At 65.9% G+C, this 15,424-nt stretch carries 13 protein-coding genes and 1 pseudogene; 9 read left to right on the plus strand and 5 right to left on the minus strand.

The window, feature by feature from the left end:
• Positions 1-26: 26 nt before the first annotated feature.
• The 4 genes from ACFOMH_RS08940 to ACFOMH_RS08955 are packed head-to-tail and all read left to right on the plus strand — an operon-like array spanning position 27 to position 4,664.
• Positions 27-1,856, plus strand: a complete 1,830-nt coding sequence (locus tag ACFOMH_RS08940; protein WP_377744011.1) for a putative nucleotidyltransferase substrate binding domain-containing protein — start codon at positions 27-29, stop codon at positions 1,854-1,856.
• Complete coding sequence (locus ACFOMH_RS08945; protein WP_377744013.1) at positions 1,853-2,362, plus strand: hypothetical protein; 510 nt, start codon at positions 1,853-1,855, stop codon at positions 2,360-2,362. Before ACFOMH_RS08940 ends, ACFOMH_RS08945 begins: the two co-directional genes overlap by 4 nt.
• On the plus strand, positions 2,362-2,733 hold the full coding sequence (locus tag ACFOMH_RS08950) for a response regulator transcription factor (protein ID WP_374426345.1): 372 nt from the start codon (positions 2,362-2,364) through the stop codon (positions 2,731-2,733). Before ACFOMH_RS08945 ends, ACFOMH_RS08950 begins: the two co-directional genes overlap by 1 nt.
• Positions 2,727-4,664, plus strand: coding sequence for a 3'-5' exonuclease (locus ACFOMH_RS08955; protein WP_377744015.1), 1,938 nt, complete (start codon positions 2,727-2,729; stop codon positions 4,662-4,664). Before ACFOMH_RS08950 ends, ACFOMH_RS08955 begins: the two co-directional genes overlap by 7 nt.
• Here the strand turns inward: ACFOMH_RS08955 and ACFOMH_RS08960 are convergent.
• From ACFOMH_RS08960 to ACFOMH_RS08980, 5 genes and pseudogenes are all read right to left on the minus strand, one after another.
• Entirely contained in the window at positions 4,661-5,674 is a 1,014-nt protein-coding gene (locus ACFOMH_RS08960) for an oligopeptide/dipeptide ABC transporter ATP-binding protein (RefSeq protein ID WP_377744018.1), read from the minus strand. The two genes, ACFOMH_RS08955 and ACFOMH_RS08960, sit on opposite strands and share 4 nt — an antisense overlap.
• Positions 5,675-5,816: 142 nt before the next feature.
• Positions 5,817-6,785: pseudogene (locus tag ACFOMH_RS08965) on the minus strand (oligopeptide/dipeptide ABC transporter ATP-binding protein); the annotation flags it as partial.
• 1 nt (position 6,786) lies between these two features.
• On the minus strand, positions 6,787-7,710 hold the full coding sequence (locus ACFOMH_RS08970) for an ABC transporter permease subunit (RefSeq protein ID WP_374427924.1): 924 nt from the start codon (positions 7,708-7,710) through the stop codon (positions 6,787-6,789).
• Positions 7,711-7,713: 3 nt separating this feature from the next.
• A complete protein-coding gene (oppB, locus tag ACFOMH_RS08975; protein WP_374427922.1) occupies positions 7,714-8,631 on the minus strand; it encodes an oligopeptide ABC transporter permease OppB in 918 nt (305 codons plus the stop codon).
• A gap of 121 nt (positions 8,632-8,752) precedes the next feature.
• The gene (locus ACFOMH_RS08980; RefSeq protein ID WP_377744189.1) at positions 8,753-10,357 is read right to left on the minus strand and encodes a peptide ABC transporter substrate-binding protein; all 1,605 of its coding nucleotides are present in this window, start codon (positions 10,355-10,357) and stop codon (positions 8,753-8,755) included.
• A gap of 126 nt (positions 10,358-10,483) precedes the next feature.
• Here ACFOMH_RS08980 and cobU point away from each other — a divergent pair, with 126 nt between their 5' ends.
• The 5 genes from cobU (at position 10,484) to ACFOMH_RS09005 (ending at position 15,417) form a co-directional block, all read left to right on the plus strand.
• The gene (gene cobU, locus ACFOMH_RS08985) at positions 10,484-11,014 is read left to right on the plus strand and encodes a bifunctional adenosylcobinamide kinase/adenosylcobinamide-phosphate guanylyltransferase (RefSeq protein WP_377744020.1); all 531 of its coding nucleotides are present in this window, start codon (positions 10,484-10,486) and stop codon (positions 11,012-11,014) included.
• Entirely contained in the window at positions 11,011-11,970 is a 960-nt protein-coding gene (cobT, locus tag ACFOMH_RS08990; RefSeq protein WP_377744022.1) for a nicotinate-nucleotide--dimethylbenzimidazole phosphoribosyltransferase, read from the plus strand. Before cobU ends, cobT begins: the two co-directional genes overlap by 4 nt.
• A 1-nt stretch (position 11,971) precedes the next feature.
• On the plus strand, positions 11,972-12,754 hold the full coding sequence (gene cobS, locus ACFOMH_RS08995; RefSeq protein ID WP_377744024.1) for an adenosylcobinamide-GDP ribazoletransferase: 783 nt from the start codon (positions 11,972-11,974) through the stop codon (positions 12,752-12,754).
• Positions 12,755-12,886: 132 nt separating this feature from the next.
• The gene (locus ACFOMH_RS09000) at positions 12,887-13,510 is read left to right on the plus strand and encodes a TRAP transporter small permease subunit (protein ID WP_374427913.1); all 624 of its coding nucleotides are present in this window, start codon (positions 12,887-12,889) and stop codon (positions 13,508-13,510) included.
• Entirely contained in the window at positions 13,507-15,417 is a 1,911-nt protein-coding gene (locus ACFOMH_RS09005) for a TRAP transporter large permease (protein WP_377744027.1), read from the plus strand. Before ACFOMH_RS09000 ends, ACFOMH_RS09005 begins: the two co-directional genes overlap by 4 nt.
• The last annotated feature ends 7 nt before the right edge of the window (positions 15,418-15,424 follow it).

The raw sequence follows: 15,424 nt of genomic DNA on the forward strand, positions 1-15,424 counted from the left end.
GTTTCGGGGCGCGGCCATCAGGCCGGATGACGGATATGGACGAGACACTGAAATTTCTGTCGAACATCCATCCCTATGACGCCCTGTCGCAGGATGAGCTGGCGCGTGTCGCCGGTTTTTTCAGCCGCAGGGACTGGCAGGCCGGCGAAACCGTCTATCGGCTGGGCGAGCCCCTGGACGGGATTTACCTGATCGAGGATGCGGGGGTCGAGGTGACCGACCGCGCCGGTGCGCCGGTCTCGATGCTGGGGCGCGGCAACAGTTTCGGCGAACGCGGGCTGATGCGGGACGGCCATGCCGCGACCACGGCCCGGGTGGTGCGGGGCGGCGCGATCCTGATGCTGCCGGCGCGCGAGTTCCGGCGCCTGATCGGCGCCAACGCGGCCTTTTCGCGGTTCTTCAATCGCGGGATCGGGCGGGCGCCCGTCGCGCAGGGGGCGCAATTCGCCGATCTTCGCGTGGCCGATCTGTTGGCGGGGCGCGCGCCCGTGACCTGTGCGCCCGCGACCCCGATCACCGAGGCGGCGCGGATCATGCGCGCGGCGCATGTCTCGTCGCTGGGCGTCACCGATGCGGACGGCACGCTGTTGGGCATCGTGACCCAGCGCGACATCTCGAACAAGGTCGTGGCCGAGGAACGGCCCGGCACCGATCCGGTCGCCACGATCATGACGGCGGATCCGCTGATCCTTGGTCCGCAGGCGCTGGGGGCCGATGTGCTGGGCATCATGGCCGAGCACCGCATCGGCCATATGCCCATCACCGAGGCCGGGCGGCTGATCGGCATGATCACCCAGACCGACCTGACGCGGGTGCAGGCGATTTCGGGTTCGGTGCTGATGCGCGAAATCGCGGCGGCACCCGACAGCGCCGCGCTGGCCATGGCGACCGCGCGCATCCCCGAACTGTTGCTGACGCTGGTCTCGGCCAGTCAGCGCCATGACATCGTCACCCGCCAGATCACCGATATCGCCGATGCGGTCACCCGCCGCCTGCTGGTGCTGGCCGAGGCGGCGCTTGGCCCGGCGCCGGGGCCATGGCTCTGGGCCGCCTGCGGCAGCCAGGGCCGACAGGAACAGACCGGCATTTCCGATCAGGACAATTGCCTGATCCTGGGTCCCGGCATGGACCCGGATCATCCGTGGTTCGCGGATCTTGCGCGCTTTGTCTGCGACGGGCTGAACGGCGCGGGCTATGTCTATTGCCCCGGCGACATGATGGCCACCAATCCGCGCTGGCGTCAGCCGGTCGAGGTCTGGCGGGACTATTTCCGCGGCTGGATCGACCGCCCCAGCCCCGAGGCGCAGATGCTGGCCAGCGTCATGTTCGACCTGCGCGCCATCGCGGGCGAGGCGGCATTGCTTGGCGGATTGCAGGCCGGGACGCTGGCGGCGGCGCGGCAGAATTCGATCTTTGTGGCCCATATGATCGCCAATTCGCTCAAGCACCGGCCGCCGCTTGGGCTGATCGGCGGCTTTGCCACCATCCGTTCGGGCGAACATCGCAACCAGATCGACATGAAGATGAACGGGGTCGTGCCGGTCGCCGATCTGGGCCGGGTCTATGCCTTGCAGGCGGGGCTTGCGCCGGTCAATACACGCGCGCGGCTTTTGGCGGCGGGCGAGGCGGGCGCGATCTCGGCGGCGGGCGCGGGCGATCTGATCGCGGCCTATGACCTGATCCAGACGCGGCGGCTGGAGCATCAGGCGCGGCTGATCCGCGCCGGGCGAAAGCCCGACAATTTCCTTGCGCCCTCGGACCTGGCGGATTTCGAGCGCAGCCACCTGCGCGACGCCTTTGTCGTCGTGCGCACCATGCAATCGGCCGCGGGCCACGGAAAAGGAGCTCTGGGATGATGAGCGGTATGGCCTGGGACATCATCGGCATGATCGCCGTGGGCATCGGCATGGCGGCGGTGGTCTATGCCGCCAGCCATACCCTGCGCAAGGCGGGGATATGGCTGCCGCGCTGGATCATGCCGGCCGGGATCGGGCTTGCCATGCTGGGCTTTACGGTCTGGAACGAATACAGCTGGTATTCCCGCGTCACCGATCAGCTGCCGGCCTCGGTCGAGGTGATCGAGACCGGCACCGGCGGCAAGGCCTGGCGCCCATGGGCCTTTGTGGTGCCGATGGTGACCCGCTTTGCCGCCATCGACCGCGCCGGCATGGTCGATGACGGCCAGGGCGTGCGGCGCGGCCAGATCCTGTTCGTCGAACGCTGGCAGCCGACGCGTTATGTCACGCTGGACATCGACTGCGACGGCGCGCGCCTGCGGGCCGTGGCCGATCAACGCGCCAGCGACTGGCGCCCCGGCGCGGGCGATCCGGCATTCGCCGCGATCTGCGGCAAGGAGGGTTGATGGCGCAAATCCTGATCGTCGAGGACGAAGACAATATCGCCACGGCGCTGGAATTTCTGATGACGCGCGACGGTCACGACCATCGCCGTCTGGCGCTTGGCGCGGGCGCGCTGGACGCGATCCGGGCGGCGCCCCCCGATCTGGTGCTTCTGGACATCATGCTGCCCGATATTTCGGGCTATCAGATCGTCGAGGAATTGCGCGCCGATCCGGCCTTGCGCGATGTGCGGGTGCTGATGATGACGGCGCGCGGCTCGGTCATGGAACGGCGCAAGGGGCTGGCGCTTGGCGCCGACGGCTTTATCGCCAAACCGTTCGAACTTTCCGAACTGCGCAGCGAGATGGCCCGCCTGCTGGCACCGCCATGCTGACGCGTCTTTCGCTGCGGCTGCGGGTCTTTCTGATCTTTGCGGGGCTGTTGGCGGGGCTTCTGGGGGTGCTGGCGGTGGCGCTTTTCGTGGCGCTGCGGCGGTTCGATCATGCCGCCGCCGCCACAGCGCCCGGGGCGGCCATGCCGGATATCGGGACGGTGCTGATCGGGGCGGGGGCGATCGCGACGCTGGGCATGCTGATGCTGGTGCTCTGGGTCTGGTTTCTGTTCGATCAGCATGTCGCCCGTCCGATCGAAACGCTGGCCGGCGGGCTGCGCACCGGCGCCGCACCCGAGCGGAGCGAGGGGCGCTATCTGGCCGATCTGGCCCCGGCCGCGCGCGCCTCGGCCGAGGCGCGGCTGCGTTCCGCCGAGGCGCTGACCGAAACGGTCCAGACCCATGTCGCGGAACTGGCCCGCGAAAAGGCCATGCTCGAAAGCGTGCTGTCGGATATCGGCGCGGTCGCATTGATGACCGATGCCGAAGACCGGGTGATCTTTTTCAACGCAACCGCGCGCGCGGCCCTGCCGGGGCTGGTGCTGGGCCGGCCGCTGGCGCGGTATCTGCGGCCGGCCGCATTGCTGGCGGCGCGGCGGCGGCTGCTGGCCGGAAATGGCGGCGCGACGGGTCTGGCGGTGCTGACGGCCGAGGGAAGCCGGCTCTCGGGGCATATGCGCGTCACGGCCGAGGGCGGTCACGTCCTGATCCTGCGCCCGCCTTCGGCGCCCTCGCATGGCGAGGCGCTGGAAAACCTGCGCCGTCGCGCGGCGACGCTGGTGCCGCTTTTGGGGGCGGTCGAAGACGCGCTGCCGCCGGATGTGCGGGGCGCGATCCGGGACGAGGGCGCGGCGCTGATCGCGGCCCTGCATGCGCTGGCGCCCGAGCCGGCGCTGGCCCGGGTCGATGCGCAGGCGCTGGCCGGATCGGTCGAAGAGGTGACGCTGGGCCGCATCGACGAGCTTTGTCTGGCGGCCGATGGCGGGGCGCTGGCGGTGCTTCTGGGGGATCTGGCGCGGCGGCTTCTGACCGGCGGGCGGCTGGCGCAGCTTGACATCATCCGGGCCGCCCCGGGACAGGACGAGGCCCGCATCGCCCTGTCATGGCAGGGGGACGCGCTGTCCATGGCCCAGCTGGACGAATGGCTGGCCGGCGCGCCCGATCCCGACCGGCCCGGCGAAAGCGGCGCGGCCATCGCCGCCGAGGCCGGCACCGGGCTTTGGACCGAGGTCCGGCCCGGCGGCGGCGCGATCATCATGCCGGTGCCGGCGCGCGCCGATCATTGCGAGGTTCCGCCGGGCCTGACCTACAAGGCGCGGCTTGGCCCCGCCGGCCCGGCGCTGGACGCCATGACCTGCGTGGTGTTCGACACCGAAACGACCGGGCTCGACCCGGCCGACCGCATCGTCCAGATCGCGGGGCTGCGGATCATGGCGGGGCGTCCGACCGGCGAGCGGTTCGAGACATTGGTCAATCCCGGCCGGCCGATCCCGCAGCGCGCGACCCGCATTCACGGCATCACCGATGCGATGGTCGCACTGGCCCCCGACATGACGACGGCGCTGCGCGCCTTTCGGCACTTTACCGAGGATGCGGTGCTGATCGCGCATAACGCGCCCTTTGACATGGGGCTGTTGCGCAGCGCGGCGACCGAAACCGGGGCCGAGTTTCCGAACCGGGTGCTGGATACGGTGCTGTTATCGGCCATGGTCTGGGGAAAATCCGCGCCGCATTCGCTGGACGCGCTGGCCGAGCGGCTGGGCGTCACCATACCGCCCGAGGCGCGTCATACCGCCATGGGCGATGCCGAGGCGGCGGCGCAGATATTCCTGCGCCTGATCCCGGCCCTGCGCGCCAAGGGGCTGGGCGATCTGGATGCGATCCGCGATCAGGCGCGCCAGTACCGGCGCCTGATCGCGGATGCCAACCGCTAGGCCCGAAGTTCCAGCTCTTCGGGGCGCAGCGCGCCGGGGAAATGGCATGCGGTCAGATGCGCACCCCCGGCCAGCGCGGGCTGCTGGCTGGCGCAAAGCGGCTCGGCGCGCGGACAGCGGGTGCGAAAGACGCAGCCCGAAGGCGGGTTCATCGGCGAGGGCAGTTCCCCCCGCAAGGGGATGATGCGCTTTTCGCGCTCAAGCTGCGGATCGGGGATCGGCACGGCGGATAACAGCGCCTGCGTATAGGGGTGGCGCGGATCGGCATAAAGCGCCTCGGCCTCGGCCAGTTCCATCACCTGGCCCAGATACATCACCAGCACGCGGTCGCTGATATGTTTCACCACCGACAGGTCATGCGCGATGAAAATCAGCGCCAGCCCAAGGTCGCGCTGCAATTCCGCCAGAAGGTTGATCACCTGGGCCTGAATGGACACATCCAGCGCCGAGACCGGCTCGTCGCAGATCACCAGCTTTGGCTCGACGATCAGCGCCCGCGCGATGCCGATGCGCTGGCACTGGCCGCCGGAAAACTCATGCGGATAGCGGTTGATCTGATTGGGCAAAAGGCCGACGCGGTCCATCATGTCCTTGACGCGGGTCTTGACCTCGGTGCCCGACAGGCCCTTGTGATGCGTGGTCAGCGGCTCGGCGATGATCTGGCCCACGGTCATGCGCGGGTTCAGGCTGGCCAGCGGGTCCTGAAACACCATCTGAATTTCGCTGCGATATTTCAGCATCTTGCCGGGCGAAAGCCCGATCAGGTCGGCGCCATCCTGCCAGATGGCGCGGCCCGTCGCCGGCACAAGCCCGATCAGCGCCCGCGCCAGCGTCGACTTGCCCGAGCCGCTTTCGCCCACGATGCCCAGCGTCTCGCCGGGCATCAGGGTGAAATCGACGCCGCCCACGGCATGAAGCTGTCGCGGCTTGGTCCAGGGCATGCCGCCCGCCGCGGGCAGATCGAAGGTCACGCGCAGATCCTGCGCGGTCAGAAGCGGTCTAGCGGTCATCGGCGCTCTCCTCGGGCAGGCCGGCGATGGCGGCGCCGGCGACAATGCCAGGCGGGGCCAGTGCATCATGGGGATCGGAGGGCGTGACCTCATCCAGATCGGCGGCGGCGGGTTCGGGCAGGTCGGGCTGTGGCGCGTGGCCCGCCCGCACCGTCGCAAGCGGAACATGACAGGCACGTTCGCGTTCCGGGGCAAAGCCCGTCAGCGGCGGCATCGCCTGCTGGCATTGCTCTATCGGATAGGCGCAACGCGGCGCAAAGGGACAGCCGGCGGGCGGATGCGTCATATTGGGCGGGCTGCCGGGAATGGCCGACAGCTGGTCGCCCTTTTGATCGACGCGCGGGATCGCCGCCAAAAGCCCCTGCGTATAGGGATGGGCGGGATCGGCAAAGAGGGGCCCGACGGGCGCGCGCTCCATCACGCGGCCGCCATACATGACCATGACGCGCTCGGCCGAGCCGGCGATGACGCCAAGATCATGGGTGATCAGCACCATCGCCATGCCGAAATCGCGCTGCAATTCGGCCAAAAGCTCCATGATCTGGGCCTGAACCGTCACGTCGAGCGCGGTGGTCGGTTCATCCGCGATCAAAAGATCGGGCCGGCACAGCAGCGCCATCGCGATCATCACCCGCTGTCGCATGCCGCCCGAAAATTCGTGCGGGTACAGTCGGATACGCCCCTTGGCGTCGGGGATTTTCACCGCATCCAGCATCTGCGCGGATTCGGCGACGGCCTGCATCTTGCCCATGCCCTTGTGCAGCATCAGGACCTCGGCCATCTGGTCCGAGACCCGCATATAGGGGTTGAGGCTGGTCATCGGATCCTGAAAGACCATGGCGATGCGGCGGGCGCGGATCTTGTTCAGCACCTCGGGCGGGGCGTTCAGGATCTCGGTCCCGTCGAAACGGACCGAGCCCGTGGCGCGGCCGTTTTTGGCCAAAAGCCCCATCAGCGCGAAGGAAAGCTGGCTTTTGCCCGAGCCGCTTTCGCCGACAATGCCCAACGTCGCGCCACGCTCAAGGTCAAGGTTGATGCCATTGACGGCCGAGACCTCGCCATCGGTGGTGGCGAAACGCACGTTCAGATCGCGGATTTCCAAAAGGCTCATATCAGCGATCCTTCGGGTCAAGCGCATCGCGCAAACCATCGCCCACGAAGAAAAAGGCGAAAAGCGTGATGCAGAAGAAAAACAGCGGGAATGCCAGCTGCCAGAGCGTGCCGTAACTCATCGTGCCGGCGCCTTCGGAAATCAGCGCCCCCCATGAGGTCAGCGGCTCCTGCACGCCAAGGCCCAGAAAGCTGATAAAGCTTTCCGACAGGATCATCAGCGGCACCAGAAGCGTCGCATAAACCGCGACCACGCCCAGCAGGTTCGGCACGATATGGCGCAAGATGATCTTCCATGCCGGGACGCCGGTGGCGCGCGCGGCCTCGATGAATTCCCGGTTCTTGAGGCTAAGCGTCTGACCGCGCACGATTCTGGACATTTCCAGCCATGAGATCATGCCGATGCCCAGAAACAGCATCGAAAGCGAGCGTCCGAACACGACCAGAAGCAGGATCAGCACGAACATATAGGGAATGGCCAGCAGGATATCGACGGTGCGCATCATGATGGCATCGGTGCGCCCGCCGACATAGCCGGCCGTGGCGCCGTAAAGCGTGCCCACGATCACCGCGATGGCGGCGCCGATCAGCCCGACCATCAGGCTGACCTGCGTGCCCTGAACGGTGCGGGAAAACAGGTCGCGGCCAAGGTCGTCGGTGCCGAAATAATGGCCGTTTTCAAAGCTGGGCGCGCCCAGCTGCGCGGCCTGGCCGATGACATTGAAATCCATGTCCTCATTGGTCCAGGCCGCAAGGGAATTGCCGAAAAGCGCAAAAAGCGCCACCAGCGCCAGCACGATCAGGCTGACCATGGCGGCCTTGTTGCGGCGAAAGCGGCGGCGGGCATCGGCCCATGGGCTGCGGCCCTTGACCTCGGCATCGGACATGCGCGCGGCAAGGGATTGCATCTGTTGGCTGTCGATCATGGCCTAGTACCTGATCTTGGGGTCGATCCATGCGTAAAGCAGGTCCACCACCAGGCTGAAAAGAATGGTCAGCGCGCCGACAAGGATGGTGATCCCCATCATCACCGCATAGTCGCGGTTCAGCGCCGAATCGACAAAGCTGCGTCCGATCCCGCCGGTCGAGAAATACATGTCGACCACGACGGATCCGGTGATCATCGTCACGAAAGCCGGCCCAAGATAGGAAATCACCGGCAGCATCGCCGGTTTCAGCGCGTGGCGCAGGATCACCTTGCTTTCCGACAGGCCCTTGGCGCGGGCGGTGCGGATGTGGTTCGAGCCCAGCACCTCGAGCATCGAGGACCGGGTGATGCGCGCGATCGAGGCCATGAAGCTGGTCGAAAGCGCGATCACCGGCATGATCCAGAAGATCGGTCCACCCCAGCCGCCACCCGGCAACCAGCCCAGCCACAGCGTGAATACCAGCACCAATATCGGCGCCATGACGAAATTCGGCAGCACCTGCGCCCCGATGGACAGGCCGACGGCGCAATAATCAAGCCAGGTGTTCTGTCGGATCGCGGCGGTGACGCCCAGCGTGACCCCCACGGCAACCGCGACCACAAAGGCGATGCCGCCATAGGTCAGCGTGATCGGAAAACCGGCGGCGATGATCTGGTTCACCGTGCGGTCGGGATAGATGAAACTGGGGCCGAAATCGAAATGCGCCACGATCCCCCAGACATAGTTGACGATCTGACGCCAAAGCGGATCGTCGAGGCCGTATTTCGCGTTCAGATTGGCCAGAACCTGCGGCGGCAGGGCGCGTTCCTGGGTAAAGGGGCCGCCGGGGGCGGCATACATCAACAGAAATGACAAGACGATCAGCAACAACAGGGTCGGAATGGCGACCGCAAGGCGTCGCAGGATGAAACCGAACATGTTCAAGGTCCCGAATAGGTGCCGAAGAAGCCGTTTGCGGCAAAATTGCCGGGCGCTAAGATATGTTTGAACCGGCGGCCCCGAAACCCGGGGCCGCCCTGTCATACTATATCTTTGCGGGTTATTCGGCCACGCGATACATGTCCTTGGCGTACCAGTCGTTCATCACATTGGCCTTGGGCCAGCCGCGCAGGTCGGATTTGACCATCATCGGCTTTGCATAGTGATAGACCGGCGCCAGGGCCATGTTATCAATCAGGATTTCCTCGGCCTTCTTGTAAAGCGGCGCGGGATCCGCCGCGGTCTTGGCCTCTTCCAGCACCTTGTCGTAATCGGCATTCGAGAACTTGCCGTTGTTATAGCCGCCGGAGCGGAAATAATCGACGAAGGTCGAGGGCTCGTTATAATCCGCGCACCAGGCATAGCGCGCGACCTCGAAATCCTGATTTTGCAGGCGGTCGGTATGGACCTTCCATTCGTAATTCGCCAGCTCGACCTGAACGCCGATCTGTTTCCAGAATTGCTGGACGGCGACCGCCAGTTTCTTGTGATCGTCCGAGGTATTGTACTGGATCGACAGTTTCAGCGGCTTGTCGGGACCGTAGCCGGCCTCGGCCAACAGGGCCTTGGCCTTTTCGACGCGCTCGGCCTGGGTCCATTTCGCCATCTCGATATCGGGGGCCTCAAAGCCCTCGGTGGCCCAATGGGTCCACCAATAGGCCGGCTTCTGACCGCCTTGCAGGACCTTGTCGACGATGATGTCACGGTCGACCGCATAGGACAGCGCCTGACGCACGCGCAGATCTTTCAGCGCCTCGGGCCCCTTGTCCGAAAGGTTGAAGAGATAGGCATAGGAGCAGGCATCGGGGACCGAGACCGCCTGATCGGGATATTCCTGTTGCAGGCGCGGGAACTGGCCGGCCGGGGTGCGGTCCATCCAGTCGAGTTCCCCGGCCAGATAGCGGGTCAGACCGATATTCTGGTCGTTGACGGTGACGAAACGCACCGTGTTCAGCACGGTATTGGCATTGTCCCAATAGTTTTCATTGCGGCTTAGCACCGCCTGCACGCCCAGATCGTGGGCATCGAGCTTATAGGCGCCGTTGCCGACCAGCTTGCCGGGCTGGGTCCAGTTGTCGCCTTCGGCCTCGATGACCTTTTGCGGCGCCGGGAAGGTCGAGGGATGGGCCAGCGTCTTCAGCAGATAGGGCGTCGGCGCGGTCAGCCGCACCTCAAGCGTCTTGTCGTCGATGGCCTTGATGCCCAGCTCTTCGGGCTTTTTCTCGCCCTTGACGACAGCCGGGGCGTTCTCGACATTCATCAGCTCCATGAACCAGGCATATTCGCTGGCCGTGGCCGGATCGGCGATGCGGCGCCAGCCATAGACGAAATCGCCCGCCGTGACCGGATCGCCATTCGACCATTTCGCATCGCGCAGATGGAAGGTGTAGACCAGCTTGTCGTCGCTGACCTCATAGCTTTCGGCGACGCCCGGCACCATGGCGCCGGCCTCATCCTCGTTCATCAGCCCTTCGAACAGCTGGCGCAGCGCGTCCGAGCCTTCGCGGTCGGTGTTCTTGTGCGGATCCAGCGATTTCAGCGCGTCAAGGATCCAGAAGTTAAGCTCTTGCTTGTCGGCAAGCTTTTCGCCCTCGGCGGGTTTCGCGGCAAGGGCGGGAACGGCCAGCCCCATGACAAGGGCAGTGGTGAGGAACAGACGATTCATGGACATCTCTCTCAATCTTGGATTGCGATCAGTTTCGCAAGAATGGCCAAAATTGGCGCGTCTCGGCCCATACGGCAAGCAGGTTTAACACTTTCGCCCGCGTCACGGTTGTGAAACAAACCCCGCATGACGTCATCTTCGCGCATTATTCTTGTCACAGGTGGTGCCCGGTCGGGCAAATCTGCGCTTGCCGAACGCCTGGCCGGGCAATTTGACATGCCGCGCATCTATATTGCCACCGCGACGGCAGGCGACAAAGAAATGCGCGAACGCATTGCGCGGCATCGCGAAATTCGCGGTTCGGGGTGGCGGACGGTCGAAGAATCGCTCGATCTGGCCGGTGCGCTGACGCGGACCGACGGGCAGGGGGTGCGGCTGGTCGACTGCCTGACGCTGTGGCTGTCCAATTCGTTCCGGGACGATGACTTCGCCGCCGAAACCGGACCGCTTTGCGCCACCCTTGCGGCCCAGAAAAGCCCGGTCGTGCTGGTCACCAATGAGCTGGGCCTGGGCATCGTTCCCGAGAATGCGCTTGCGCGGCGCTTTCGGGATGCGCATGGCTTGATGAACCAGGCCGTGGCAGCGACTGCCGATCAGGTCTGGATGTCCGTCAGCGGTCTGCCGCTGCGGCTGAAACCGGAAAGAGGGACCCCGTGAAGACATTCGACGAATCCGCCGCCGCCGCCGCCCGTGCCCGCCAGTCCCAGCTGACCAAGCCGCCCGGATCCCTTGGCCGGCTTGAGGAACTGGCGGTGTTCATGGCCGGCTGGCAGGGCCGCGAACGTCCCCGCATCGACCATGCCCAGGCGCTGGTCTTTGCGGGCAATCACGGCGTCACCCAACAGGGCGTGAACAGTTTCCCCCCCGAGGTCACCGCCCAGATGGTGGCGAATTTCGAACGCGGCGGCGCGGCGATCAATCAGCTTTGCCGCATCGCGGGCGCCGATCTGCGTATCGTCGCGCTGGATCTCGAGCGTCCGACCGCCGATTTCACCCGTGGCATGGCGCTTGAGGTGCCCGATCTGGTCGCCTCGATCCAGACCGGCAAGGACGCCGTCGATCCCGGCGCCGATGTGATCCTGCTGGGGGAAATGGGGATCGGCAATTCCACCGTCGCGGCGGCCCTTTCGGCGGCGACCTTTGGCGGCACGGCGGCCGATTGGGTCGGCCCCGGCGCCGGCGCCGATGACGCGACCATGGCCAACAAGCTGCGCGCCGTCGAGGCGGGGCTGAAACGCCATAAGGGGGCGGCGACGGCGGCCTCGATTCTGGGCAGCTATGGCGGGCGCGAACAGGCGGCGATCTGCGGCGCGGTGATCCGGGCGCGCGAGCTGGGGATTCCGGTGATCCTTGACGGGTTCATCTGTACGGCGGCGGCGGGCGTTTTGCTGGTCAATGACCGCGAGGCGCTGGACCATTGCCTGATCGGCCATCAAAGCGCCGAGCCGGGGCACCGCCGCCTATTGGCCGCCATGGGCAAAGAGCCGGTGGTGACGCTCGACATGCGGCTGGGCGAGGGGTCGGGGGCGGCGGTCGCGCTGATGATCCTGCGCGCGGCGATGGAATGCCATAACGGCATGGCGACATTCGCCGAGGCGGGAATCGGGGCCTGATTTGCGCCCCCTGTTCCGCGCACCCTTCGATCAGATCGCGACCGCGCATCTTTGGCTGACACGCTTGCCGGTGGCGGTGCTGCTGCCGCGCGAATTGCCGGTGCTGGCGCGCGCGGCATGGGCCTTTCCGCTGGTCGGGCTGAGCGTGGGGGCCATCGGGGCCGCGACCGCGATGGGCGCATCCTGGGCGGGACTTTCGGCCCCGGTGGCGGCGCTCCTGGTCATCGGCGCGATGCTGATGACGACCGGCGCGCTGCATGAGGACGGGCTGGCCGATTTTGCCGATGCCGCCGGCGGCGGCAGCCGCGAGGCGCGGCTTGAGATCATGCGCGATTCCCGGATCGGCAGCTATGGCGTGCTGGCATTGCTGATCGTGACCGGGCTGCGGATCGCCTCTATCGCGGCGCTCTTTGCCACCAGCCCGGCGCTTGCGGCGGCGGGCGTCATCGGCGCGGCGGCCGCGTCGCGCGCGGGCATGGCGGTGGCGATGGCGGCGCTGGGACCGGCGCGGCCCGACGGGCTGGGCCGGCAGGCGGGCAGGGTCGGGACCGTCGGCGCCGCGACCGCCGCCGCGCTGATGAGCGCCGCCCTGTTGATTCCGGCAATGATGTTGCCGCATCCGGCGCTCGTCTGGCTGGCTTGCGCCGGCGCGATTGCGGGCGCGCAGCTCTGGATCGGCGCGCGTGCGCGGCGCCTTCTGGGCGGGCAGACCGGCGATGTGCTGGGGGCGCTGCAACAGGCGGGCGAGGCCGCCTGTCTGGTCGCGTTAAGCGTTTTTCTCTAGCCTGTGCTGGCGACGAGGGTGCTTTTTCTTGACCGGGTTTGGCCGTTCATTCATATCCAACCTTTACATGAATAGGCCGGATCCACCGGCCACCCGCGCCACGACGCGGGCTTACGAATGGGAGGCGTTTCTATGGGTGCCCTATTAGGGCTTTCGCGCGGCATCGACTGCGTCAATTCCTTCATCGGCAGGAATGTCAGCTGGCTGATCCTTGTCGCGGTGATCGTCAGCGCGGTGAACGCGGTGATCCGCAAGGTGCTCAACACCTCATCGAACTCCTGGCTTGAATTGCAGTGGTATCTCTACGGCGCGGCCTTTCTGGGCGCGGCCGCTTACACGCTGAAAGAAAACGAACATATCCGCATCGACATCATCTATGGCATGTGGAGCCGGCGGCGCCAGCACTGGATCGACCTGATGGGGCATCTGCTGTTCCTGATGCCCTTTGTCACGCTGATGATCTATTTCCTCTATCCTTGGGTCATGCGCTCATATCGCAGCGGCGAGGTATCGACCAATTCCGGCGGCCTGATCCTGTGGCCTGCCAAGGCGATGCTGCTGGCCGGGTTCGTCATGCTGTTCTTTCAGGGGATTTCCGAGATCATCAAAAAGATCGCGGTGATGCGCGGAGATATCCCGGACCCCAATCCCTTTGTTTCGCATCACGAGGCCGCCGCCCTTGAAGGCGAGGCCATCGTGCGCGGCATGGAGGCCGGCATGCAGACCGGCGACCAGCAAGGGGAGACCCGCAAATGATGGAATTCATTGCCGTGAACATGGCGCCGATCATGTTCGCCTCGCTCGTGCTGTTCCTGCTTTACGGCTATCCGGTGGCCTTCGCGCTGGCCGCGAACGGGCTTTTGTTCTTTGTCATCGGCGTCGAGCTTGCGCCTTTGTCGAATGGCACCATCAACCTGAGCTGGCCGCTTCTGAACGCCATGCCGGAACGCCTTTGGGGGGTGATGTCCAACGAGACATTATTGGCGATTCCATTCTTCACCTTCATGGGCATCGTGCTTGAGAAATCGGGCATGGCCGAGGACCTTCTGGACACGATCGGCCAGCTTTTCGGCCCGATCCGTGGCGGTCTGGCCTATGCGGTGGTGATCGTCGGCGCGCTGCTGGCGGCAACCACGGGCGTGGTCGCGGCCTCGGTCATCGCGATGGGTCTGATTTCGCTGCCGATCATGCTGCGCTATGGCTATGACCGGCGCGTTGCGACCGGGGTCATCGCGGCCTCCGGGACGCTGGCACAGATCATCCCGCCCTCGCTGGTGCTGATCGTGCTGGCCGACCAGCTGGGCCGTTCGGTCGGCGACATGTACAAGGGCGCGTTGATCCCCGGTCTGGTGCTGACCGGGATGTACCTGCTTTATATCTTCGTGATGTCGATCATCCGTCCGGCCAGCCTGCCGGCGCTGCCGCCTTCGGCGCGCACGCTGGGATCTGGCGTCACCTCGCTTTTCGTGGCGCTGGCGGCGACGGTGGGGCTGGCATGGCTGGCCTTTCAGTGGCTTTATCCGACCCAGGGGCGCGATGCCGACATTCTGGCGCCCGCGCTGGCCGTCATCGCGGTCTATATCGCGGCGATCCTCGACAAGAGCTTGAAGATCAACCTGATGTCGCGGCTTGCCCAACAGGTCATCATCGTGTTGATCCCGCCGCTGGCGCTGATCTTCCTGGTGCTGGGCACGATTTTCCTGGGCATCGCCACGCCGACCGAAGGCGGCGCGATGGGGGCCGTCGGTGCGCTGATTCTGGCGGCTGCCAAGGGCCGGCTCAGCTATGACGTGATCCGTCAGGCGCTGCTGGCGACGACCCGGCTTGCGTCCTTTGTGATGTTCATCCTGATCGGGGCGCGGGTGTTCTCGCTGACCTTCTATGGGGTGAACGGGCATATCTGGGTCGAGCATCTGCTGACCTCGCTGCCGGGGGGCGAATACGGCTTCCTGATCGCGGTGTCGGTGCTGGTCTTCCTGCTGGCCTTTTTCCTCGACTTCTTCGAGCTGGCCTTCATCATCGTCCCGCTTTTGGCGCCGGCCGCCGAGGCGATGGGGATCGACCTGATCTGGTTCGGCGTCCTTTTGGGCGTGAACATGCAGACAAGCTTCATGCACCCGCCCTTTGGGTTCTCGCTGTTCTATCTGCGATCCGTGGCGCCCAAGACCCCGTATCAGGACAAGGTGACCGGACAGCGCATGGCGCCGGTGACCACGGGCCAGATCTATTGGGGGGCGGTGCCCTTTGTCTGTATCCAGCTGGTGATGATCGCGGTCGTGATGGCCTTCCCGGGCATGGTCATGCATTACAAGGGGCCGCCGATCGACACCTCGAACGTGACCTTCCAGGTCCCGCCCTCGGGGAATGGCGGCTTCGGCTCGCTGGGTGGCGGTCTGGGCAATCCCTTTGGCCAGCCGGCCGCACCGGGCGGTGCGACCGCGACCTCCGGCGATCCGCTGGGCACCGGCTTGGGCGGTCTGGGCGGCGCGCCGAATTTCGGCACCCCGCCCGCGGCCCCCGCGACCGGAGGCCCCGCGACGGATGCCCCCGCATCGAATGCCCCGGCCGGCGCTGCGCCCGCCACGGGTTCGGGCGGTCTGGATTCGCTGGCCGGGCCGCCGCCCGGCCTGACGGCCCCGGCGCCGCAACAGCCCGCGAACTGATGCAAAA

The sequence above is a fragment of the Paracoccus mangrovi genome, assembly GCF_042648425.1.
GTDB classification, from domain to species: Bacteria; Pseudomonadota; Alphaproteobacteria; order Rhodobacterales; family Rhodobacteraceae; genus Paracoccus; species Paracoccus mangrovi.